The organism is Aquabacter sp. DMC10 (assembly GCF_056314145.1).
Genome location: NZ_JBQUYX010000008.1, coordinates 127,493 through 149,385 on the forward strand (window position 1 = coordinate 127,493; position 21,893 = coordinate 149,385).

16 protein-coding genes are annotated in these 21,893 nt (G+C 69.1%); 5 read left to right on the top strand and 11 right to left on the bottom strand.

The window, feature by feature from the left end:
• Positions 1-169 precede the first annotated feature (169 nt).
• From ACT54L_RS20210 to ACT54L_RS20225, 4 genes are all read right to left on the bottom strand, one after another.
• Positions 170-1,867, bottom strand: coding sequence for a methyl-accepting chemotaxis protein (locus tag ACT54L_RS20210; protein WP_476087432.1), 1,698 nt, complete (start codon positions 1,865-1,867; stop codon positions 170-172).
• Between the two features lie 237 nt (positions 1,868-2,104).
• Positions 2,105-2,470: a hypothetical protein gene (locus ACT54L_RS20215; RefSeq protein WP_476087433.1), complete on the bottom strand. Its 366-nt coding sequence runs from the start codon at positions 2,468-2,470 to the stop codon at positions 2,105-2,107.
• A 155-nt stretch (positions 2,471-2,625) separates the two neighbouring features.
• Positions 2,626-5,157, bottom strand: coding sequence for a cytochrome c oxidase subunit I (ctaD, locus tag ACT54L_RS20220; RefSeq protein WP_476087434.1), 2,532 nt, complete (start codon positions 5,155-5,157; stop codon positions 2,626-2,628).
• Positions 5,154-5,819 carry a cytochrome c oxidase subunit II gene (locus ACT54L_RS20225; RefSeq protein WP_476087436.1) on the bottom strand — a complete coding sequence of 222 codons (666 nt, stop codon included), beginning with the start codon at positions 5,817-5,819 and terminating at the stop codon, positions 5,154-5,156. The genes ctaD and ACT54L_RS20225 overlap by 4 nt, the downstream gene beginning before the upstream one ends.
• A 48-nt stretch (positions 5,820-5,867) precedes the next feature.
• Here ACT54L_RS20225 and ACT54L_RS20230 point away from each other — a divergent pair, with 48 nt between their 5' ends.
• A complete protein-coding gene (locus ACT54L_RS20230; protein ID WP_476087437.1) occupies positions 5,868-6,377 on the top strand; it encodes a DUF2231 domain-containing protein in 510 nt (169 codons plus the stop codon).
• On the opposite strand, the gene ACT54L_RS20235 is transcribed toward ACT54L_RS20230, so the two are convergent.
• From ACT54L_RS20235 to ACT54L_RS20265, 7 genes are all read right to left on the bottom strand, one after another.
• Positions 6,338-6,844, bottom strand: coding sequence for a CopD family protein (locus ACT54L_RS20235; protein WP_476087438.1), 507 nt, complete (start codon positions 6,842-6,844; stop codon positions 6,338-6,340). The two genes, ACT54L_RS20230 and ACT54L_RS20235, sit on opposite strands and share 40 nt — an antisense overlap.
• Entirely contained in the window at positions 6,841-7,554 is a 714-nt protein-coding gene (locus ACT54L_RS20240) for a cytochrome c oxidase assembly protein (protein ID WP_476087439.1), read from the bottom strand. Before ACT54L_RS20240 ends, ACT54L_RS20235 begins: the two co-directional genes overlap by 4 nt.
• 152 nt (positions 7,555-7,706) lie before the next feature.
• Positions 7,707-8,546, bottom strand: a complete 840-nt coding sequence (locus ACT54L_RS20245; protein ID WP_476087440.1) for a formate/nitrite transporter family protein — start codon at positions 8,544-8,546, stop codon at positions 7,707-7,709.
• 8 nt (positions 8,547-8,554) lie between these two features.
• A complete protein-coding gene (locus ACT54L_RS20250; RefSeq protein ID WP_476087441.1) occupies positions 8,555-10,837 on the bottom strand; it encodes an FdhF/YdeP family oxidoreductase in 2,283 nt (760 codons plus the stop codon).
• A 227-nt stretch (positions 10,838-11,064) separates the two neighbouring features.
• Positions 11,065-12,981 (bottom strand): glycosyl hydrolase, encoded by a 1,917-nt coding sequence (locus tag ACT54L_RS20255; RefSeq protein WP_476087442.1) that lies wholly within the window; start codon positions 12,979-12,981, stop codon positions 11,065-11,067.
• Positions 12,982-13,054: 73 nt separating this feature from the next.
• On the bottom strand, positions 13,055-13,675 hold the full coding sequence (locus ACT54L_RS20260) for a helix-turn-helix domain-containing protein (protein WP_476087444.1): 621 nt from the start codon (positions 13,673-13,675) through the stop codon (positions 13,055-13,057).
• Positions 13,676-13,840: 165 nt separating this feature from the next.
• Positions 13,841-14,500, bottom strand: coding sequence for a helix-turn-helix domain-containing protein (locus ACT54L_RS20265; RefSeq protein WP_476087445.1), 660 nt, complete (start codon positions 14,498-14,500; stop codon positions 13,841-13,843).
• Between the two features lie 273 nt (positions 14,501-14,773).
• Here ACT54L_RS20265 and treZ point away from each other — a divergent pair, with 273 nt between their 5' ends.
• From treZ to ACT54L_RS20285, 4 genes are all read left to right on the top strand, one after another.
• Positions 14,774-16,651: a malto-oligosyltrehalose trehalohydrolase gene (gene treZ, locus ACT54L_RS20270; protein WP_476087446.1), complete on the top strand. Its 1,878-nt coding sequence runs from the start codon at positions 14,774-14,776 to the stop codon at positions 16,649-16,651.
• Positions 16,648-19,131, top strand: a complete 2,484-nt coding sequence (gene treY, locus ACT54L_RS20275) for a malto-oligosyltrehalose synthase (RefSeq protein ID WP_476087447.1) — start codon at positions 16,648-16,650, stop codon at positions 19,129-19,131. Before treZ ends, treY begins: the two co-directional genes overlap by 4 nt.
• 155 nt (positions 19,132-19,286) lie before the next feature.
• On the top strand, positions 19,287-20,780 hold the full coding sequence (locus tag ACT54L_RS20280) for an aldehyde dehydrogenase (RefSeq protein ID WP_476087448.1): 1,494 nt from the start codon (positions 19,287-19,289) through the stop codon (positions 20,778-20,780).
• 38 nt (positions 20,781-20,818) lie between these two features.
• Positions 20,819-21,883, top strand: a complete 1,065-nt coding sequence (locus ACT54L_RS20285) for an ABC transporter substrate-binding protein (RefSeq protein WP_476087449.1) — start codon at positions 20,819-20,821, stop codon at positions 21,881-21,883.
• The last annotated feature ends 10 nt before the right edge of the window (positions 21,884-21,893 follow it).

Consider the following 21,893-nt stretch of genomic DNA (forward strand, 5'->3'; position numbering starts at 1 on the left):
ACGCGCCCGCCCCCCATCCGGCCTCGATCCGTCCCCGTCCCGCGGATCGGCGACACGGCATCAGGTCCAAACGAAAAGGCGCGCCGCCCTGGAGCCGCGCGCCCTTTGCCTTGATGGTGGCGGGAGGCCACCCCGATGGCGGTCGTCCGCCAGCGGGGGCCGCGCCGGATCAGCCGGCCCGCAGGTTGCTGACGAAGCGGCGCACCTCTTCCTGCAGATTGGCGGCCTGATCCGACAGGGAGCCGGAGAGGGCCATCATCTGGGTGGACGCCGCGCCGGTCAGTTCGGCGGCCCGTCCCACGCCGGCAATATTGTCGTTCACGCCCTGGGTGCCCTGGGCCGCGTGCTGGGTGCTGAAGGCGATCTCGCGGGTGGCGGCGCCCTGTTCCTCGACGGCGGAGGCAATGGTGGCGGTCGCCTTGCGAATGTTGGAGATGATCGTCACGATATTCTCGATGGAGCCCACAGTCCGCTGGGTGGCGCCCTGGATTTCCGTGACCTTGCTGGCGATCACCTCGGTGGCCTTGGCGGTCTGCGAGGCCAGCTCCTTCACCTCGGAGGCCACCACCGCGAACCCCTTGCCCATCTCGCCGGCGCGCGCCGCCTCGATGGTGGCATTCAGCGCCAGGAGGTTGGTCTGGCCGGCGATGGTGGTGATGAGCTCCACCACCTCGCCGATCTGGGCGGCGGCCCGGGACAGCTCACGGATTTCCGAATAAGTGGTGTCGGTCGCCTCGGAGGCCTGATTGGCGATGGAGGCGGCGTGCTCCACCTGCTGGCCGATTTCCTGCACCGAGGCGTTCATCTCCTCCGTGGAGGCGGCCACCGTCTGCACATTGGTGGAGGCATTGCTGGCGGCGTGGGAAACGGCCTCCGCCTGCCGCGAGGTCTCCTCGGCCGAGGCAGACAGCCCCCGCGCCGCGTCCGACACTTCCTGCGAGGAGGAGGCGAAGGCGTTGGCGAGCGCGCCCATGTTGGATTCAAAGTCCGACGCGATGGCCTCGCGCTCCTCCTTCAGGCGCTGGGCGGTACGGATCTCCTGAAGGGCGGCCTCCTTGCGGGCCTCCTCGGCCGCGACAAGCGCCTGGCGCAGGATCTCCAGGGCCTTGGCGATCTGACCCACCTCGTCCGTGCGGTCGGCATCGGGAACGGTGATGTTGAGCCGATCGTTGGACAGGTCGCCCATCACGCTGATCTGGCGGGAAATGGGCAGGGCGATGGCATAGCGCGAGACCAGGAAGGCAATCGCGAGCACCACGACCACCACGCCGGCCATGCCGAACAGGATCGTGTAGGTCTTGGTGGTGATGTCGTCTTCGAGTACCGCAGCACTCTTCTTGTTCTGGACAACAGCCTCGTCGATGAGCTTGGCGTTCAGCGCCACGACCTCACCAATGGCCGGCTCGCAATCCTTCACCATCATCTTGCCCGCCTTGATGATGCTCTCCGCATCGGTCGAGCTGCGGGCGTAATCGAACGTTGGGCCACACGTCACAGACAGGACCGTGTCGACGCGCTTGCGAATGTCGGCCATTGGCGCCTCAAGGCGCGGGATCGCAGTGACCACCTGGGCCGCGCGCTCGTCGACAAGCTTGCGGATGCGGTCCATTTCCTGGTCGGCGATGCGGATCGCCTCGTCGGTGTCGGCCACCACGAGCTTATAGGCGGCGCGCTGCATGTCCACCAGCTGCCGGTTCATGCGCGCCAGCTGGATGAAGCCGGCATCCTCCTTCATGGTCACCTTCAGGGCCTCGGACATCTGGCCCATCATGCGCGCGGAGAAAAGACTGCCGCCAACGGCGCACAATCCGAGCAGAATGACGAGCGAGCTGATCTTCGCCATGACTGGCAAGTTCTTGAAGGACATGGTTGCGTTCCTACTCCCTGACGCGGCGCAAGACCGGGCGGTGATGGTTTTCCGCAGGCGCACACGCTTGGAATGGCGCAATTCCGGCGGATCGCCCTTTTCTAACATCGCCACCTTGGCGGGACATGTGGTGTCGCTTCCGATCTGATCTGAAGGTCAGCCAGATCCTTCCATTCCGGAACTTCCCCGGGTGGATGATGTCGCGCGATTACTGTCGCGTTGCTTTGAGATGATCCCTTAGCAGCTCGACGCCACCCAGACCGGCGCCAGGGTGAAGAGGATGGCGACGAAGCCGATCCAGAGACCAAGGCGGGGCAGGCGGGCGGCGGGGCCGAGGGCAGGGCGGAGGCTGGGGAGCCGCAGACCGCAGGCCAATAGACCGCAGACCACCAGGCCGGCGAGCCAGACGGCGATCAGGACCAGGCGGTGGAGGGAAACGGGGCCGATCGGCACCGCCGGCCAGCCCCAGGCGCAGCCGAGGCCGTGCAGGCCATAGGCGGCGGAAAAGGCAAGCGCCCACAGGGTGGGCCCGGCCAGGAGCCAGGCGAGCCACCGAAGCCCGCCGCCGCCCAAGTCATCGTCGCCCATGTCATCGTCGCCCATGTCATCGTCGCCCGATCCGTCGCCATGTTGGATCTCGGCGCGCCCCTTCTTGGCACCGCCCAATCTCCCATGGCCAATCACGCCATGCCCCATCGCGCCATGCCCCATCGCGCCGCGCCCGTGCGGGCCGTCGCCGCCCATTCCGCCGTGCCCGTTCATGCCGCCGCCCCTTGCGCCCAGAGGGCCGCGACGGCCACGGCCGTGGTGGCCAGCGTGTAGCCCTGCCAGGCGCACAGGCAGCGCAGCCCGCCCATGCGCGCCGGCACGCCCCGGAGGGCGGCATCCACAGCGAAGGCACCCATGAGGACAGCGATGGCCCCATGCAGCCCCACATAGGCCACAAGGGCCGCGCGCACCGCGTCGCCCGCATGGCGGGTGGGATCGGGCAAGGGGCCAAGCGCGATCGACGCCAAGGCGAGAAGCGCCACAAGGCTGGCGGCGCAGGTCAGGGCGAGGCGCCCGCCCGCCCCGCGCCCGGCTTGCGTGCGGGCAAGGGCAGACCGGGCGCCCGCCGTGGCCAGGGCCAGGCCCGCCAGCAGCACGAGGGCGCCCGTGGCGGTCGCGCCCGTCGCCTCCGCCCAGGCCGGCAGGGCCGGCCCGGGCGAGACCAGGCCCAGGAAGGCCAGGCCGAACAGCAGCGCGGCGAAAAAGGCGCCATCGGCGAACAGGAAGGCGTGGAGGCCGCTCAAGGCCAGGCTCGGCTCGCGCCCCGCCCCGACCGGCAGGGACAGGCCCGGCGCCACCTCGACCCTCTCCCCCGCCGCGCCGCCGGGCGCGCGCCGCGCCCAGATCCAGACGAGGGCCACCACCGGCACCAGCGCCACCGGGGCGACGGCATAAAAGCCCGCCAGCATGAGCAGCACGAAGGCGCACAGGGCCAGCGCCACCAGGAGCGGCAGGAGGGTGTTGGGCGGCAGCACCGCCACATGCTCGGGCCGCGCCCCGCCCACCGTCGTCACCAGGATCTCGCGGCGCCCGCGCGGGGCCCCTGCCAGAAGCCCCTCGCCCCGCGCCAGGGGCAAGGTGGCGCCCTGCGCCCCCGCCGCCTGAAGGGCGGGACCGGGCAGCGAGGCGAAATTGTAATTGGGCGGCGGCAGGGCCAGGGCCCAGTCCAGCGAAGGCGCGTGCCAGGGATTGCGCACCGACCGCCGCCCCAGCACCGCCTGCAGCGCGATGTCGATGACGAACAGGGCAAAGCCGATGGTCATCACGAAGCCGAAGATGGAGGAAACCAGGTTCAGCGCCATCCATTCCGGGTTGTCCCCATAGGTGGGGATGCGCCGGGGCATGCCCATGAGGCCGGTCAGGTGCATGATGAAGAAGGTGCCGTGGAAACCGATGAGGATAATGAAGAAGGCGGCCTCGCCCAGGCCCTTGATGGGGCGCCGCCCGCTCATCATGGGCGTCCACCAGGTGATGCCCGCCAGCATGGGAAAGACGAAGCCGCCGATCAGCACATAATGCAGGTGGGCGGTGACAAAGGCGGTGTCGTGGGCCTGCCAGTTGAACGGCACCACCGCCAGCATCACGCCGGTCAGCCCGCCCATGACGAAGGTGAGGAAGAAGCCGAGAATATAGAACATGGGCAGCTTCAGTTCCGGCCGCCCGCGCCACAAGGTGGCGATCCAGGAGAAGATCTGCACGGCGGTGGGCACCGCCACCAACATGGAGGCGGCGGAGAAGAAGGCGAGCGCCAGATGGGGAATGCCCACCGTGAACATGTGGTGCACCCACAGGCCGAAGCTCAGGAAAACCATGCCCAATATGGCCGCCACGATGGCGCCATAGCCGACGATGGGGGTGCGGGAGAGCACCGGAATGAGCGTGGAGAGCACCCCCGCCGCCGGCAGGAAGATGATGTAGACTTCCGGGTGCCCGAACAGCCAGAACAGATGCTGCCACAACAAAGGGTCGCCGCCCCGCGCGGGATCGAAGAAGGGCCAGTCGAAGGCCCGTTCCAGCTCCAGCAGCACCGAGCCGAGGATAAGCGGGGGAAAGCCCGCCAGCATCATGGCCGCCGTGCCCAGCATGTACCAGGCAAACAGCGGCATCTGCGTGAGCCTCATGCCCGGCGCCCGCAGGCGCAGGATGGAGACCATCAGCTCGATGGCCGCCGAGAGCGCGGAAATCTCCACGAAGGTGATGCCCAGCAGCCAGACATCGGCATTGATGCCCGGCGCATAGGCGCGCCCCGACAGGGGGGTGTACATGAACCAGCCCTCGGCCGGCGCCACCCCCGCCAGCAGCGCGACGATGAGGATGGTGCCGCCCAAGGCATAGCACCAGTAGCCGAGCGCCGAGAGGCGGGGAAAGGCGAGGTCGCGGGTGCCCAGCATCTTGGGCAGGAGATACATGGCCAGCCCCTCCAGCAGGGGAATGGCGAACAGAAACATCATGATGCTGCCGTGCATCGTGAAGATCTGGTTGTAGAGGCCATTGTCCAGGAAGGCCCCCTTGGGGGTGGCCAGCTGCGCCCGGATGAGCATGGCCAGCAGCCCGCCGATGGCGAAGAAGACGAAGGCCGTCAGCATGAAGCGCAGGCCGAGCGTGGAGTGGCTCACGCTGGTGAGCTGGCCCCACAGCCCGCGATCATTGGCCCACACCCGGTTGAGCTCGCGGTGCAGGGCAAGCGCCCGGCGGGGTGGATTGGGCGGGATGGCGATGGCGGCTTCCGCGCGGACGGTCATCGGGCGGCCTCCGGTGATGCGGGCGTGACGATGGAGGACGCACCGGGCGGCCAGTTGGCGGCGTCATGGGCGATCACCTCGAAGCGCATGGAGGCATGCTCGAGGCCGCAGAATTCGGCGCACAGGCCCTCATGGGTTCCCGGCCGGGTGGCCTCGATCCGCAGGCGGTTCTGCCGGCCGGGGATGGCATCCATCTTGCCGCCCAGCTGCGGCACCCAGAAGGAATGGATCACATCCTGCGACGTGATGAGCACGTCCACCGGCCGGCCCGCCGGAATATGCAGCACGCCCTCGCTCTCAACGGGGCCGTCGGGGCCGGGGTGGGTGAAGGTCCAGGACCATTGGCGGGCGTGGGCGCGCACCTCCAGCGCGGGGCCATGGGGCAGGATGCGCTCCCCCACGACCATGGCGGCGCCCAGCGTCAGGGTCAGCACGCCCAGGGGAAACCACACGCCGAGGCCGAAGGTCCAGCGCGCCTCCCGCACCGGCCGCGGCGGACCGAAGGACAGCACCAGGAGCCCCAGCACCAGCCCGGTCAGCGCGCCCGCCCCGGTGAGCAGCGCCCACCAGAGCCAGGCCATGTCCTGCGCGATCGGGCCGGCCGGCGTCAGGGTGGAGAGCGGCCCCCGGCATCCGGCGAGCAGCACGGGAACCGCGCCCAAGGCCGCGCACTTCACCGCAGAGGTCGCAGACCACGCAAAGGAGAGCCCATGGACACGCGCCCCACCCTGCTCGACCCCCTGGAGGAGCGCCGGGCCCTGGAGGACACGGAGTCCCGGATCGCCATTGCCGGCCATCCCCTCCATGCCATGCTGGTGGCCTTTCCCATCGCCCTGTCGTTCTGCACCCTGGGCGCGGACCTGCTCTATTGGTGGACGGGCGCCGCCTTCTGGTCCCATGTGGCGGGCTATGGGGTGTTCGGCGCCTTCGCCATGGGCGTGCTGGCGGGGCTCACCGGGACGGCGGAACTGCTGCTGGTGCGGGGCATCCGCAACCGCTCCGCCAGCTGGAGCCACTTCATCCTCGCGGTGATGCTGCTCTCCCTCCTCGGCGCCAATTGGATGGTGCGGATCGGCGACCCCCAAGGGGCGGTGCTGCCGGTGGGCCTCACTCTGTCGCTGGTGGCGGCGGGCATGACGGCGCTCACGGGCTGGCATGGCGGGAAGCTGGTCTTCGACTATCAAATCGGCACCAAATCGGAGGGGAGCGACCGGCCCTGAGGGGTTGTGAGCACCCGCGGCAGGGCCTCGACGAGGGGCAGGAGGTCGGGCTTGGCGAGGACGAGATAGAGCACCGCCCCCATGCACAGGAGGGCGGGCGGGACGGCCAGGAGGGCCGGCGGCATCTCATAGGAGCCCCGGCCCGCCGAGGCCTCCACCGAGAGATGGCCGAGCCAGACATGAACGAGCACCAGGCCCACCACGGCCACCAGCTTTGCCACGAGCCAGATGTCCGTCAGCTCCGCCGCGAAGATCAGGACGGTGCCGGCGGCAATGGCGATGACGGCGGCGGGCGTCACGATGCGCGTATAGGCGGCGTGCACCAGCAGGCGGAATTCGGAAAAGCCCGCCTGGGTGCGCACCTCCGCCCGCCGGCCGTAGAGCTGCAGCACCAGCGGCAAGGCCAGAAGCCCCGCGCACCACAGGCTTAAGGCGGCGATGTGGAGGGCCTTGAACAGCGCGATCATGCGGGCATCGCTTCCCGCCAGGACCGGCGCAGCAGCAGACCGCCCAGAAGCGCCAGCGGCAGCATGCCCGGCCCCCACATGACAAGCCCGGCCAGTTGCTGGTCGGCCTGCGCCTCCAGGCCGAAGGCGGGCGCGGTGGCGAGGTGCTCGGCATAAAGCACCCGGGGCGCGAAGGTCAGGAGTGCCGCGATCAGCCCCATCTGGCCGGCCAGCGCCAGAACCAGGCCGACGCCGGCCACCCGCTCCGCCGGCCGGGCATGGAGCAGCTGCGACCAGAAGGCGAAGGCAAAGCCCAGAAGCGCCGCCTGCATCGCCCAATAGACCCCATGGTTCTCGAAGGCGAGGCGATAGGCGGCGGGCAGGTGCCACAGCCACAGGGTCACCGACAGGCCGAGGAAGCCCAGGGCCCCCGGCAGGGGCAGGCGGCGGGGGAAGGCCAGCGCCAGGGCGGGGGCCGCCACCAGGACCACCAGCAGGTGATGCAGCCCGCGGGCGGTGAACAGCGCCACCGTCAGCGCACAGAGCGGCGAAACGAAAGCCAGGCCGAGCGCGGCGGCGGCAAGCCAGGCCGGACCCGTCCGGGCGCCCGGCAGGACAAGGGCGGCGAGCGGGGCCAGCGTCAGGGCGAGCGGCAGGGGGGCGAAGGTCCAGGCGGCCAGCACCGTCTCGGGGGCGGGCGCGGGACCGCAATAGGGGATGATCGGGTCCATGCCGGTCTCCGTGGCGAAAGGGCAAACGCGGGCAGGCCCGGCCGGCGCGCGTCGGACCCGCCATCACGCGCCGCCGGGCAGATCACTTGCCCTAACGTCAAGTCCGCGCCGTGGTTCCGCAGAAAGGGGACGGCAGCGGGCGACACGCCGCCTCAGGAGGCGGGGCGCGGCGGCACATAGACGGCCCCATAGGCGAGCGCCACCGCCGCCCCGCCCACCATATTGCCGAGGGTCGCCGGCACCAGATTGGCGGCGATGGCCGCCACCGAGATCCCCGCCTCCGGCACGCCAGTGACGGTCTGCACCATCAGCGCATAGGGCAGCAGGTACATGTTGGCCACCGAATGCTCGAGGCCCGCGGCCACGAAGGCCGCGATGGGCAGGGCCACGCCGGCGATCTTCTGCGTCACCGTGCGGCCGGCATAGCCGAGCCACACCGCAAGGCACACCAGCATGTTGGCAAGGGTGGCGCTGGCCAGCGTGGCGGCAAAGCCGTTGCCCGTCTTGCTGGCGCCCAGGTCGAGGGCCGCCTGCCCCACCGCGCCGTCGCCGGCCTCGTGCACGCCCGCCGCCAGCACCAGCACGCCGAGGCCGAGCGCGCCGATGAAATTGGCGCCATAAACCGTGGCGAGCGCCCCGCACACCCGGCCCGGCGACAGGCGCCGGACCGCCAGCGGACCGACCATCAGCACATTGCCGGTGAACAGCTCGGCACCGGCGATCAGCACCAAGGCGAGGCCCACCGAGAAGACAAGCCCCGCCAGCCCCTGCCCGACGCCATAAGGCAGGTCGTTCGCGCCCGCCAGCACCACGGTGGCGAACAGGCCGCCGAGGCCGATATAGAGGCCGGCGAGGATGCCGAGCACCAGGCGGGCGCCGAACGGGAGCGCCGCCTTGTCTTCCAGCGCCCGGAAGACCTCCTGTGCCAGCTCCGGCGGCGCGGGCATGGAGGGAGCGGGCATGGAGGGGTCGGGCATGGACGGGGTGGACATGCCCCGCCTCACTCGGGCAGGACGCGCACCGGCACCGACTTGGCGGCGGGCGTCTTGCTGCCCTTGGCATAATGCCACAGCGGAATCAGCGCGTTGCATTCGGGGAAATAGGCGGCGCAGGTGCCCGGCGGCAGGTCGTAGTCGATCAGCTGGAAGCCGCCCATGACGCGGGACACGCCGTCATTCACCGCCGTCACCATCCGCGCCCGGCCATTCTCCTCAAGACCCAGGCGCAGGCGGTCGTCGCGGTTCATCATCAGCACCATGCGCGATCCGCTGATGCCGCGCAGCCGGTCCACGTCGCCATAGACGGTGGTGTTGAACTGGTCGTTGGAGCGCAACGTGATGAGGCGCAGGACCCGGGCATCGGCGTCGTCGTCGAAGCTGGCGCAGAGCCCTTGCGGAATCTGGAAATTGGCCTTGCCGTTGGGCGTCTCCCACTGCCGCTCGCGGGCGCCCACCGGCCGGGGGAAGCCGCCGGGGATGTCGAGGCGGGCGTTGAAGTCGCGGAAATCGTCGGGGAAAGTCTCTGCGATGGCCTCGCGCACCAGGCCATAATCGTCCACCCAGCGATCCCACGGCACGCGGGGATTGGGCGGCAAGGTGGCCTTGGCGATCTCCGCCACGATCCGCGGCTCCGACAGCAAGGTCTGCGCGGCGGGGGCGTGCTTGCCGCGCGAGGCGTGGATGCAGGTGGTGGAATCCTCCATGGTGACGATCTGCGGCCCGCTGGCCTGCCGGTCGATCTCGGAGCGCACCAGGGTCGGCAAGAGATAGGTGTGGCGGGTGGTGATGAGATGGGAGCGGTTGAGCTTGGTGGCCACATGGACGGACAGGTCCAGGTCCCGCCAGTGCCGCTCCATCAGGTCCCGCTCGGGGATGGCGCGCAGGAAATTGCCGCCGAGCCCGATGAAGGCCCGCACCTGCCCGGCGATCACCGCCTCGCACACCTCCACCGTCGCCATGCCGTCCTGGCGCGGCGGCTCGAAGCCGAATTGCCGGGCGAGGCGATCCAGCGGCACCAGTTCCGCCTTCTCGGCAATGCCAACCGTGCGCTGGCCCTGGACATTGGAATGGCCGCGCACGGGGCAGATGCCCGCGCCGGGCTTGCCCATATGGCCGCCCAGCAGGAGCAAATTCACCAGCATCTGCACGCTGTCGACCCCCAGGCGATGCTGGGTGAGGCCCATGCCATAGATGGCGATCACCGCCCGCGCCTTGGAGAAGGTGTGAGCCGCCGCCTCCAGCGCGGCGCGGGGAAGGCCGGAGGCCCGCTGGATCTCGTCCCAGCCGGTCTCCCGCACCAGAAGCTCGAAGGCGGAAAAGCCGGCGGTGTGCTCCGCCATAAAGCCATGGTCCAGGACCGGCGCGCCGCCGGACCGGCGCGCCTCGTCGTCCAAAGCCAGAAGCGCCTTGGCCATGCCCATCATGGCGGCAATGTCGCCGCCGGCGCGCACCTGGTAATATTGGGTGGCGATGGGGGTGGGGCTGTTGGCCACCATCTGGCCCGGGCGCTGGGGATTGACGAACTCCTCCCAGCCCTTCTCCCGCAAGGGATTGAAGACCACCACCGGAACGTCCCGCTCCCGCGCCTCCTGGAGCGAATGGAGCAGGCGGGGCGCGTTGGACCCCACATTCTGGCCGAAGGCGAAGATGCAGTCCGTCTTCTCGAAATCGTCCAGCAGCACGGTCCCCACCGGCGTGCCGATGCTGGGCGGCAGGGCCACGGAGGTGGTCTCGTGGCACATGTTGGAGCTGTCCGGCAGATTGTTGGTGCCGTAGAGCCGCGCCAGCAGCTGATACATATAGGAGGTCTCCAGGGAGGCCCGGCCCGAGGCATAGAAGACCGCCGCGTCGGGCGCGGTCGCGCGCAGCCGCTCGCCAATGCCCGCGAATGCCGCCTCCCAGGTCACCTCCACATAGCGGTCGGTGTCGGCGTCATAGCGCAGGGGATGGGTGAGGCGGCCCTGGTTTTCCAGCGCGAAGTCCGACCAGTCCAGAAGCTCGCGCACCGGGTGGGCGGCGAAGAAGTCCGGCGTGGTGCGGTTGGAGGTCAGGTCCCAGAAGGTGGCCTTGGCGCCATTCTCGCAGAATTCAGCCGCATGGGGCACGGCGGGCTTGGCCCAGGCGCAACTGGTGCACATGTAGCCGCCGGTCTTGTTGTGATCGGAGAACAGGCCCGGGAAGGCGGAGACGGCGCTTTGCTCGGTGGCGTGCTTCAGGAGCGATTTGGCGGACCCCCAGCCCCCCACGGGTTGGTCATAGGTTGCGTGGCGCGCGCGCTCCGCCATCTGCGTCTCCCTTGGGCTGTCCAGAGCAACGCCCGCGCGGACGGCATCGCACGCCGCACGGAAATACGTTCTCCGGCAATAACTTAGAGACTGTCTCCCCGATCGGCGATTTGGCCCGATCGGATCAGGCTCCTGGGGGGAATGATGCGCGCGCCCCTTATGTTCCCTTACGTAAGGTAAGAGCGCCCCCCGTCAGACCGCCTTTGCAGGCGGGAGTCGCCGCGCCCTCAGGCCGGGCGGGGCGAGACGATCTCCACGAATTCAACGCCCGCCGGCCGCACCCGCACCAGGAGGGACTGGCCGGGCGCGAAGGGCAGGCGCACCTTGTGCTGCACATCCGGCCCCAGCGACAGGATCACCCGCCGCTCCTGCCGCCCGCAGCGGGCGGCAAGGCCGTGCTCCACCGGGATGGACAGGCCCTGCGCCTGAGGATGGGCGAAGAAGATGAGCACATCGTCCGGTCCCAGCTGGCGGGCCCAATGGTCGGGCAGGCGCTTCCCGTCGTCGGCGCGCACCAGCGGCGCCCAGGGGATGATCTGGCGCAGGTCGCCATGGGCGCCGGCCCGCCGCAGTTGCGCGATGAGGGCGGCATAGCGGGGCGACTTGGCCCGGCCCGGCTGGAGGGGGATCTGCTTCAGGACCACCGGCAGGCCCTCCTGGGCCAGCCGCACGAGAGTTTCCAGGGCCTCGATCGCCAGGTATTTCACATCCACATAGAGGGCGCGAAACACCGCATCGCCCACCGTCAGCGTGCCATTGACCACCGGCACGCCCCGCAGCAGGGCGTTGGACACATAAAGCGGATGGTGGCCGTCCAACTCGTCCGGCGCCCGCACATAACGCAGTTCATAGGGGTGGCTGGAGCCGGGGATCTGGCGCTCGGGCGGATAGTCCAGCTCCATCCGGCCGTCCTCCAGAGGCAGCCAGACCGCCACGTCGGAGTAGGTGCGGCCGCGCTTCATGAACTGGCAGACCCGCTCCAGATAGGCGTTCAGCCCCTTCGCGTGGGCGCTGAGGGCGCCCTCGGTCCGGCCCAGATGGACGGAGGCGTAAAAATGGAAATCGCGCTGCGCCCCGTCCGGCGTGAAGGGGGTGCCGTGCCAGACGAAATGGTTCACCCCATGGGCGAGCAGGGCATCGGCCACCAGCTTGAGATCGCCCACCTCCTCGCGGAACTGGTGGGTGTCAGGCACCCAGCGGGGAAAGCCGTAAAGGCAGGTGAACGCCTCGCAGCTCACCTCCGGCCGCCCGCCCAGCACCGCCGCCGAGGCGACGATGCGCCCGAAGGCCGGCTCGAACAGCATGGCCTCGGTCTCGGGCACGTCGAGCAGGGCATAAGCGTGCAGCATGTCCACGGGCGCCCCCGCCACCTGGGCGCGCGAGAAGGCGCCGACGGCGCGGGCATGGTCGGCGAAGGGCTGGTAGAAATGGGCGATGATGCGGTCCGACAGCAGCGCCAGATAGTCGTAGCGGGTATCCGGGTCGCTGCCCGGTGCCCACAGCACCGGCAGATAGGGCCGGACATCATAGCCGTAGCGGTCCATGAAGTCCTGCTCGAACCCTTCCGTCCACAAGGTCTCTGAGCGCACCTCCCAGCTTTCGCAGAACAGGGCGGAGGGCGCCCCGCCCAGGGCCGGCGCCAGGGCGGCGGTCATGCGCGCGGCATAGCGGGCGAAGGCGTCACGGTTGAGGTGGTCGATCACCCGCCCCTTGACGGGCATCTCCCAGGACTGGTCGATCTCCTGCACCTGGAAGCCGACGGCGCCGGTGGCGTCGATGCGAATTTGCCGGCTGGCATCCTCCAGCGGCACGCGGCTGTCGCCGAACGGCCACAAAGTGCCGAAGGTGAAGTCGCAGCCAAGGCCCAACCGGTTCGCCTCCGCCTTGGCGAACACCACGTCCTCGGTCCATTCCGGCGAGAGCCACGGCGCGGCCTTGGCCCGCAGCGCCTCCTCCTGCGGGGTGATGTCGGGAAACAGCCGCCGCCAGGGCCGCTCGCCCCGGGGAGGAAAGATCCAGGCGATCTCAACCCCGCCGAAACCATTGGCCTCCAGCCATTCCAATTGGGTGGTGATGTCGGCCCGGCGGATCTCGCTGGCGAACCACCACCAGCGGGTGAACGGCTTACCGGATGGATAGAACACGGCGCCCCCTGACCGAACGGACTGTGGGAGGGGACCCTAACAGGCCCGTTGCCCCACGTCGCCTACCGTTAGGTCACTCCGACTTGAGGTCATCGAGATAGATGAGGTCGTCGATGCCCGATCCCTGCTCGCCGGAGCCGGGCTCATAGACCACATCCACCACCGTGCGCGCGCCATAGCGGCGGAAGCACATATGCCAGTTGTGGGGGATGATCTGGTCGATGCCCAGATTGGTCATGCGCTCGCTGAAGCCGCTGGCCAGCACCAGTTCCCCGGACAGGATCGCCTGGGCATATTTCTGGTCCGACGCCAGCCGCCGCGCCTCGTCCACCAGATATTCGATGAAGAAGCTGCCGGTCAGTTCGCTGGTGAGGGGCCACACCTCGTGGAAGCCGCGCGAGACGGCCAGGAGCCGCACCCCATCCACGTCGAACAGGGCGCGGATGCCGCCCTGGCGCTCCACGAACAGGCGCTCCAGGGCCAGTTCATCCCGCGCGGTGTCGGCCATCAGGGTTTCCAGGCGCGCGATCCGCTCGGCGGAGGGCAGGTCATGGCCATTCTCCCAGATGGAGACCGCCGTCTGCGACACGCCCAGCATTTCCGCCAGCGTCGCCTGCTTGATGCCATTGACCCGCCGCCAGGTCCGCAGGCGGGCCGCAAACGCGCCCTGCCCGACCGCGTGAGGCCGATCCATCACGGGACCGTCGCCCGGCTTTCCGATCGGAGGTCGCATCTTGATCTGCATGGTGTCGATGCTCAGGCTTGATCGCCCAAGTCTATAACGGTTCTGCCAGCCTCGCCGCACTTTTCCAATGATGGACTGGCGGAATTGACGGCACGCGGCCGGGCCGGATGCCCGTTACTCGGGCTTGATCTCATCGAGATAGACGATGTCGTCGATGCCGGGCTCGCGCGGCGGTGTGCCCACTTCGCTGACCACATCCACAATGATCCGCGCCCCATAGCGGCGGAAGCAGGCATGCCAGCGATGGGGAGCCATCGCGTCCAGTTCCAGATTGGTCATGCGCAGGCTGTAGCCGCTGGCCAGCACCAGCTCGCCGGACAGGATGGCCTGGGCCAGGGCGGGGTCGGTGGTGATCTGCAGCGCCTCGTTCACCAGATATTCCACAAAGAAGGAGCCTTGCAGGGCAGCGGTCTGCGGCCAGAGGGCCCGATATCCCTCCGAGACGGCCAGAAGGCGGGTCCCATCCACGTCGAACAGAGCCCGCACGCCCCCCTGACGTTCGATAAACAGGCGCTCCACCGCCAATTCGGAGCTGACGGTCTGCGCCATCAGGCTTTCCAACTGCCCCAGCCGCTCTGCGGAGGGCAGGTCGTGGCCGTTCTCCCAGATGGAAATGGTGGTCTGGGAGACGCCCATCCTCTCGGCCAGCGCCGCCTGCTTGATGCCGTTGAGCCGCCGCCAGGTCCGCAGGCGGGCGCCGAATGCGCCATGGCCCACGGACACCCGCTGCGCCAGAGGCGCGGCTTCGGCCGGATCTCCCGTCTTGCGTCGCATAAGGCTCGCCCCGTCGGTGCCGCCGCTGACCGGGGATGTTCTAGTCCCTTTCCGTCCGCCATGCCGCTTCTTTTTCGTTGCTGGCGCCCGTATCGCCCGGGACCGGGCAAGGGCAAAGGCAAGGGGGGCCGGGCGACAGGGCTTGGGCCGGACTTGGGCCGGGCTTGGGCCGGCCTTGGGCCGGGCTTGGGGGCGAAATCTCCGGCGTGGGCGGAACGCGGCGAGGCCGGGGCCGTTGTCCGACTGCATTTGAAGAGGACGGTCCCCAGCCCCATGCCCCCCCTCCCCAGCGCCCCCGCCGCCGTTCCGGCCATGTCCTCGGGCGGGGAACGCCCGGCCGTCCCCCCGTCCCCCGCTCCCGCCTGGACCTTCGGACCGGAATGGGCCGCCACCGGCGCGCGCTTTCGCCTGTTCGCGCCCGATGCGGCGGAGGTGATGCTGGAGCTGGACGGAGCAGGCTTCCTGCCCATGGCCCACGGGCCGCACGGCATGTTCGAGCGCTTCGTGCCAGATGTACGGCCCGGCACGCGCTATCGCTTCGAGGTCCAGGGACGGGCGGTGCCGGACCCCGCCTCGCGCATGCAGGCGGAGGATGCCGACGGCTGGAGCGTGCTTACCGCCCCACCCACCGTGCCCGCCCCGCTGGTCCGGCCCTGGACCGAGGCGGTGATCGCCGAGATCCATGTGGGCACGGCGACTCCGGAGGGCACCTTCCGCGCCCTCATCGATCGCCTCGACCATTATCGCGATGCCGGCTTCACCGTGCTGGAACTGATGCCGGTGGCGGATTTTCCCGGCCGCCGCAACTGGGGCTATGACGGCGTGCTGCTCTATGCGCCCGACCGCGCCTATGGCACCCCCAACGACCTGCGCGCCCTCATCGACGCCGCCCATGGGCGCGGCCTCTCCATGATGCTGGACGTGGTCTACAACCATTTCGGGCCGAGCGGGAATTACTTGCCGTTTTACGCGAAGTCCTTCTTCCGGGAGGACATCGCCACGCCCTGGGGCGCCGCCATCAATCTGGACGACGCCCGGGTGCGCGCCTTCTTTTCGGAGAACGCCGCCTATTGGCTCTCAGAGTTCGGCTTTGACGGGCTGCGCCTGGATGCGGTCCATGCGCTGGCCACCTCCAGCGCCGGCCGCCTGCTGGAAGAGATCGCGCAAGCCTGCCGCACGGTGCGGCCCGACGCCTATCTGGTGCTGGAAAACCACGACAATGCCGCCCACTGGATGGAGGGCGATCGCGGGCTCTTCACCGCCCAATGGAACGACGACTGGCACCATGCCTTCCACGTCCTCGCCACAGGCGAGGGCACCGGCTATTACGCCCCCTATGCCGCCGATCCGGTGGCCGCCGCCGGCCGGGCGCTGGCCGAAGGCTTCGTCTTCCAGGGCGAGCCCTATCCCGATGCGAACGGTCCTCCGCGCGGCGCGCCCTCCACCCATCTGCCGCCCGACGCCTTCGTGGTGTTCACACAGAACCACGACCATATCGGCAACCGTCCGCTGGGCGATCGCCTCGCCGGCACCCAGCCCCCCGAGCGCCTCGCCCTGCTGCGTTTCGTGGTGATGCTCTCGCCCGCCATTCCCCTTCTCTTCCAGGGGGAAGAGGCGCTGCTGGCCACCCCCTTCCCCTTCTTCTGCGATTTCCAGGGCGATTTGGCGGATGCGGTGCGCAAGGGCCGGCGGGGCGAATTCGCCGACTTCTTCGCCGCCCATGGAACGGCCCTTTTTCCCGACCCTTTGGCGGACCAGACCTTCCAGTCCGCCAAGCTCACCCCCGCCGGTTTCGCCACCGAGGACGCCCGGGCGCACCTGCGCGCCTTCCGCGACCTGGCCGCCTTGCGTCGGTCTCTTGTCTGGCCGCTCACGGCGAGCCCCTATCGGGACAGCCGACTGGAGCGGGCGGGCGATGTGCTCGCCGTCACCTGGCGCTTCGAGGCCGGCGATCTCGTGCTGGTGCTCAATGCCGGCGCGCATCACGCCTCCCTCGCCCGGCCGAAGGGATGCGCCGGGCGCGCGCCCGATGCGGCCCTTGGCGCGGTAGCCGACCGCGCGGACGGACACCTCGCCCTCGCCCCCTTCTCCGCCGCCCTGTGGAGCCTTGAAGCCGGGAACCTTGCCGCCGGGAGCCTTGCCACCGCATGACGCGCGATCTCATCGCCACCTATCGCCTGCAATTCCACGCCGGCTTCACCTTCGCCCATGCCGAGGCTCTCGTTCCCTATCTCGCCGGCCTCGGCGTCAGCCACCTCTATGCCTCCCCCATCACCACGGCGGTGCCCGGCTCCACCCATGGCTATGACGTGGCCGACCCCACCCGCATCAATCCCGAACTGGGCGGCGCGGAAGGCTTCGAGCGGCTTGCCGCCTTGCTCAACGCCCATGGCATGGGGGTGATCCTCGACATCGTGCCCAACCACATGGCCGCCTCCAGCCACAATCCGTTCTGGGTGGAGATGCTGGAGCAGGGCCCCGACGCCCCCGCCGCGCGGCTGTTCGACGTGTTCTGGGAGACCGGCAAGCTCATGCTGCCCGTGCTGGGCGATCCGCTGAAGGCGACGCTGGAGGCGGGCGCGCTCTCCTTGAGCCTCAAGGAGAGCGGGGCGATCGTGCTGTGCTATGCCGATCATGCCTATCCCCTGCGCCACGAAAGCGTCGAGACGCTGCGCGCCGCAGCCGGCCTTCACGAGGGGGAGGCGCTGACGCAGGACAGCCGCGCGGCGCTGGAGGCCGTGCTGGCGGAGGCGGACATCGCCGCCCTTCTGGAAGACCAGCACTGGCGCCTCGCCTGGTGGCGCGCGGCGGCCCATGACCTGAATTACCGCCGCTTCTTCAACATCACGGACCTCGTGGGCACGCGGGTGGAAGACCCGGAGGTGTTCGCCTTCCTTCACCGCCTGCCCCTGGATCTCGTGGAGCGCGGTCTCGTGGATGGCCTGCGCATCGACCATGTGGACGGCCTCGCCGACCCCGCCGGCTATTGCGCCCGGCTGCGGGCGGCGGTGGGGACGGGCGTGCCGCTTCTGGTGGAGAAGATCCTGGAACCGGGGGAGGCGCTGCGCGCCTGGCCCATCACCGGGACCACCGGCTATGAGCGCCTCAACGACATCAACGGCCTGTTCGTGGATGAGGAGGGCTATGCCACCCTGGAGCGGGACCTGCGCACCCACAACCTCCTCACCGGCACCCCCGCCGCCCGCCTCGTGGACGCCAAGCGCCAGGTGCTCCAAGCGAGCCTCGCCGCCGAGTTAGACGCGCTCACCGCGCTGGCCCGCGACGGGCTCGACCGCGACATGCAGGAAGGCGACCTCACCGACGGCGCCATCCGGCAGGCGGTGGAAGCGCTGCTGGTGCATTGCCCGGTCTATCGCTCCTACGCCACCTGGGACCGCCACGCGCCGGAGGACGAGGCCATCTGGGATGCCATCGGCGAGGCGCTCGTCGCCGCCGAAGACCCGCTCACCGCCGCTGCCGCCGCCGTGCTCCTGGACCGGCTGCGCAATCCCCGCATCGACAGCGACCGCCGCTTCCGCCAGCGCTTCCAGCAATTGAGCGGGCCGGCCATGGCCAAGGGGTTCGAGGACACCGAGCTTTACCGCCATCCCGTGCTCCTGTGCGTCAATGAGGTGGGCGGCAGCCTCCTCCATCCCGCGCGGGACGGAGGGCAGATGCACGACCTCCAGATGGTGCGTGCGGCGGCCGGCGCCCGCGACCTCACGCCCCTCGCCACCCACGACACCAAGCGCGGCCCCGACACCCGCGCGCGCCTGGCCGCCTTGAGCACCATGCCCCAGGCCTGGCTCGACCTCATGGAAGAGACGCGGGAAGCCTGCACCGCCTTGGCGCGGGAGGAGGACGGCGTGCTTCAGCCGGACCTCCTGGATCAGGTTCTGATCCTGCAAACCCTCGTCTCGGTCTGGCCCGTGAGCGTCGCGCGCATGGGCGCATATCTCACCAAGGCGCTGCGCGAAGCCAAGCGCCACACCAATTGGGAGACCCCCAACGAAGCCTATGAGGCCCATGCGCAAGCCTTCAGCGCGGCGGTGATCGAAGGGGAGGACGGCGCCAGCGTGCGCGACGCGCTCGCCCGGCTGGCGGCACGGCTGGAGCCGGCGGGACGGCTCGTAGGTCTTGCCCAGGTGATCCTCCAGCACACCCTGCCCGGCACGCCCGACCTCTATCAAGGCACGGAATTCCGCGATTTCTCCCTGGTGGACCCGGACAATCGCCGCCCCGTGGACTGGGACGCCCGCGCAGCCGCCCTTCAGGGCGGTGGAGAGCTGGACCCCGCCGACCGCGAGAAGTTCAACCTCACCCGCCGCCTCCTGGCGCTACGCCGCGCGACGCCGGCCTTGCAGGGCGGGCTTTATCGTCCCTTGCGGCTCGCCCCCTCCCCCTGGGGCTGGTTCGGCTTCGAGCGGGAGGCGGACGGCGCGAAGCTCCGCGTGGTGGTGGCCACCCGCCTGCCGGAGGATGCGGGCGAGGCGGCGAACGTGCGCTTCCTCGACCCCTGGCCGCAAGCGGACTGGCGGGGGCTCGACGGCGCCTTTCTCCCTGTGCCGGACGGGGAGATCACCCTCCCCGCCGCCGCGCCTTTCCTCATCGCTTGCACGCAGGCGGGGTGAGGGAAGACGCGTGCCGCAGACAACCGGAAATTTATTTGCTTACATATAACTTTATCGCACTTTATGACGTAAAACTATATATTTGACTATATGGGTAGCCGCCTCGACACTTCCCCCGTCAACACGGATGACGGCGGAATTCGGGTGGTATTGGGATGTCTCAGATTTTGACGACGGACTGGGCGGCGCGGGCAAAGGCTGTGGCGCTGCCGACCAAGGCCTTTATTGACGGCACGTCCGTCCCGGCCGCGTCCGGCAAGACCTTTCCCTGCGTGTTTCCCGGCACCGGCCAGGAGATCGCCCAGGTCGCCGCCTGCGAGGCGGAGGATGTGAACCGTGCGGTGCGCGTCGCCCGCGCCGCCTTCGAGGCCGGCACCTGGTCGCGCATGGCGCCCGCCGACCGCAAGCGCATCATGCTGCGCTTCTCCGAGCTGCTGCTGGCCCATCGCGAGGAGCTGGCGCTGCTTGAGACGCTGAACGTGGGCAAGCCCATCACCAGCGCCTTCAACGGCGACATTCCCAGCGCCGCCAATTGCATCGCCTTCTATGGCGAGGCCATCGACAAGATTTATGGCGAGGTGGCCCCCACCTCTTCGGACCTCACCACCCTCGTCATGCGCGAGCCGCTGGGGGTCGTGGCCGCGGTGGTGCCCTGGAATTATCCGCTCTCCATGACCGCCTGGAAAGTGGGCCCCGCGCTCGCCGCCGGCAATTCAGTGATCGTGAAGCCGGCGGAACAATCCCCCTTCACGGCGCTGCGCATGGCGGAACTGGCCACCGAGGCGGGCGTGCCGCCGGGCGTGCTCAACGTGCTGCCGGGCTATGGCGAGACCGCCGGACAGGCGCTCGGCCTGCACATGGATGTGGACTGCATCACCTTCACCGGCTCCACCGAGGTGGGCAAGCTGTTCCTGCAATATGCCGGCCGCTCCAACGCCAAGCGCGTGAGCCTGGAACTGGGCGGCAAGTCGCCCCAGATCGTGCTGGCCGATTGCGATGACCTGGACGCCGCCGCCCGCGCCGTGGCCGCCGGCATCTTCACCAATGCCGGCCAGGTGTGTAACGCCGGCTCGCGCCTGGTGGTGGAAGAGGCCATCCGCGAGGACCTGCTGGAGCGCGTCGCGGCCATCGCCAAGTCCCTGCGGCCCGGCGATCCGCTCAACGCCGACACCCGCCTCGGCCCGCTGGTGAGCGCCCCGCAGATGAGCCGGGTCATGGGCTATGTGGAAGGTGCCGCCGCGGCCGGCGCGCGCATCGTCACCGGCGGCGGGCGGGTGCTCACCGAGACCGGGGGCTATTTCGTCGAGCCCACCATTTTCGACGGCGTCGACAACCGCATGGCCATCGCCCAGGAAGAGGTGTTCGGGCCGGTGCTCGCCACCATCCCCGTGAAGGGCTTCGAGGAAGCCCTTGCGGTCGCCAACGACACCATCTATGGGCTCGCCGCCTCCATCTGGACGCGGGACGTGAAGAAGGCCCACCGCGCGGCGCGCGCCATCCGGGCCGGCGTCGTGTGGGTGAACTGCTTTGATCGCGGCACCATGTCGGTGCCCTTCGGCGGCTTCAAGCAGTCCGGCTTCGGCCGCGACAAGTCCCTGCACGCCATCGAGAAATACATGGACCTGAAAGCGGTCTGGTTCGCGACCTGATCCGGAAACAACCGGTTGGTGAGGGGAAGGCACAGAACATGACACAACAAAAGAGGGGAACGGGCGCGCACGGCCTCAATCGCCGGTCGCTGCTCATCGGTGCATCCGCCGCGCTGGCGGCGCCTTTGGTCATTACGGGCCGCGCCCGCGCGGACACCACGCTCACCGTCACCTGCTGGGGCGGCGACTACCGCGCCGGCGTGGAACGGTGCTTCGCCAAACCCTTCACCGAGGCCACCGGCATCGCCGTGCGCCTGGTGGACAATGCGGACCTTGCCCGCATGAAGGCGCAAGTTGAGAGCGGGCGCGTGGAATGGGACGTGTTCGACAGCGTCGGCCCCCAGATCACCGCCGGCGCCAAGGACAATCTGTGGGAGCCGGTGGACACCAAGATCGTCGACCGCTCGGACCTGTTCGTGCCCGGTGGCCCCACTTATGTGGGCACCTACATGTTCGCCGGGGGCCTCGCCTTCGATCCCAAGCGCACCCCGGCGGAGAAGGCCCCCGCCGATTTCGCCGCCTTCTGGGACGTGAAGACCTATCCCGGCCGCCGGGGCCTGCGCCCGCGCATTTCCGAGACGCTGGAAATGGCGCTGATCGCCAGCGGCGTGGAGCCCGCCAAGCTCTATCCGCTGGACGTGGAGCGCGGCTTTGCCGCCCTCGACAAGATCAAGCCCCACATCAAGAAATGGATCGAGACCACGCCGCAGACGGTGACCCTCGTCACCGCCAACGAGCTGGACTTCACCTATTCCTATATCAGCCGCGTGCGGCCCGCCGAGATCGGCGGCGCCTCCATCGCCATCTCCACCAAGCAGACGCTGAACTCGCTGGAATATCTGGCCGTGCCCAAGGGCACGCCTAATCGCGAGGCGGCCATGCGCTATGTGAACTTCGTCCTGAAACCCGACCGGCAGACGGCGTTCGCGGAGATGCTGTTCTTCAGCCCGAACTCCAAGGCGGGCCTTGCCGCCGCAAGCCCCGCCGCGCGCCAATACATGCCGGACCTCAAGAACCCCGCCAATGCGGTGGTCAATGACGAGTGGTGGTCCGACAATTACGCCAAGCTGCAGAAGCGCTTCACGGAGTGGCTGCTGATCTGACGGAAGGCGG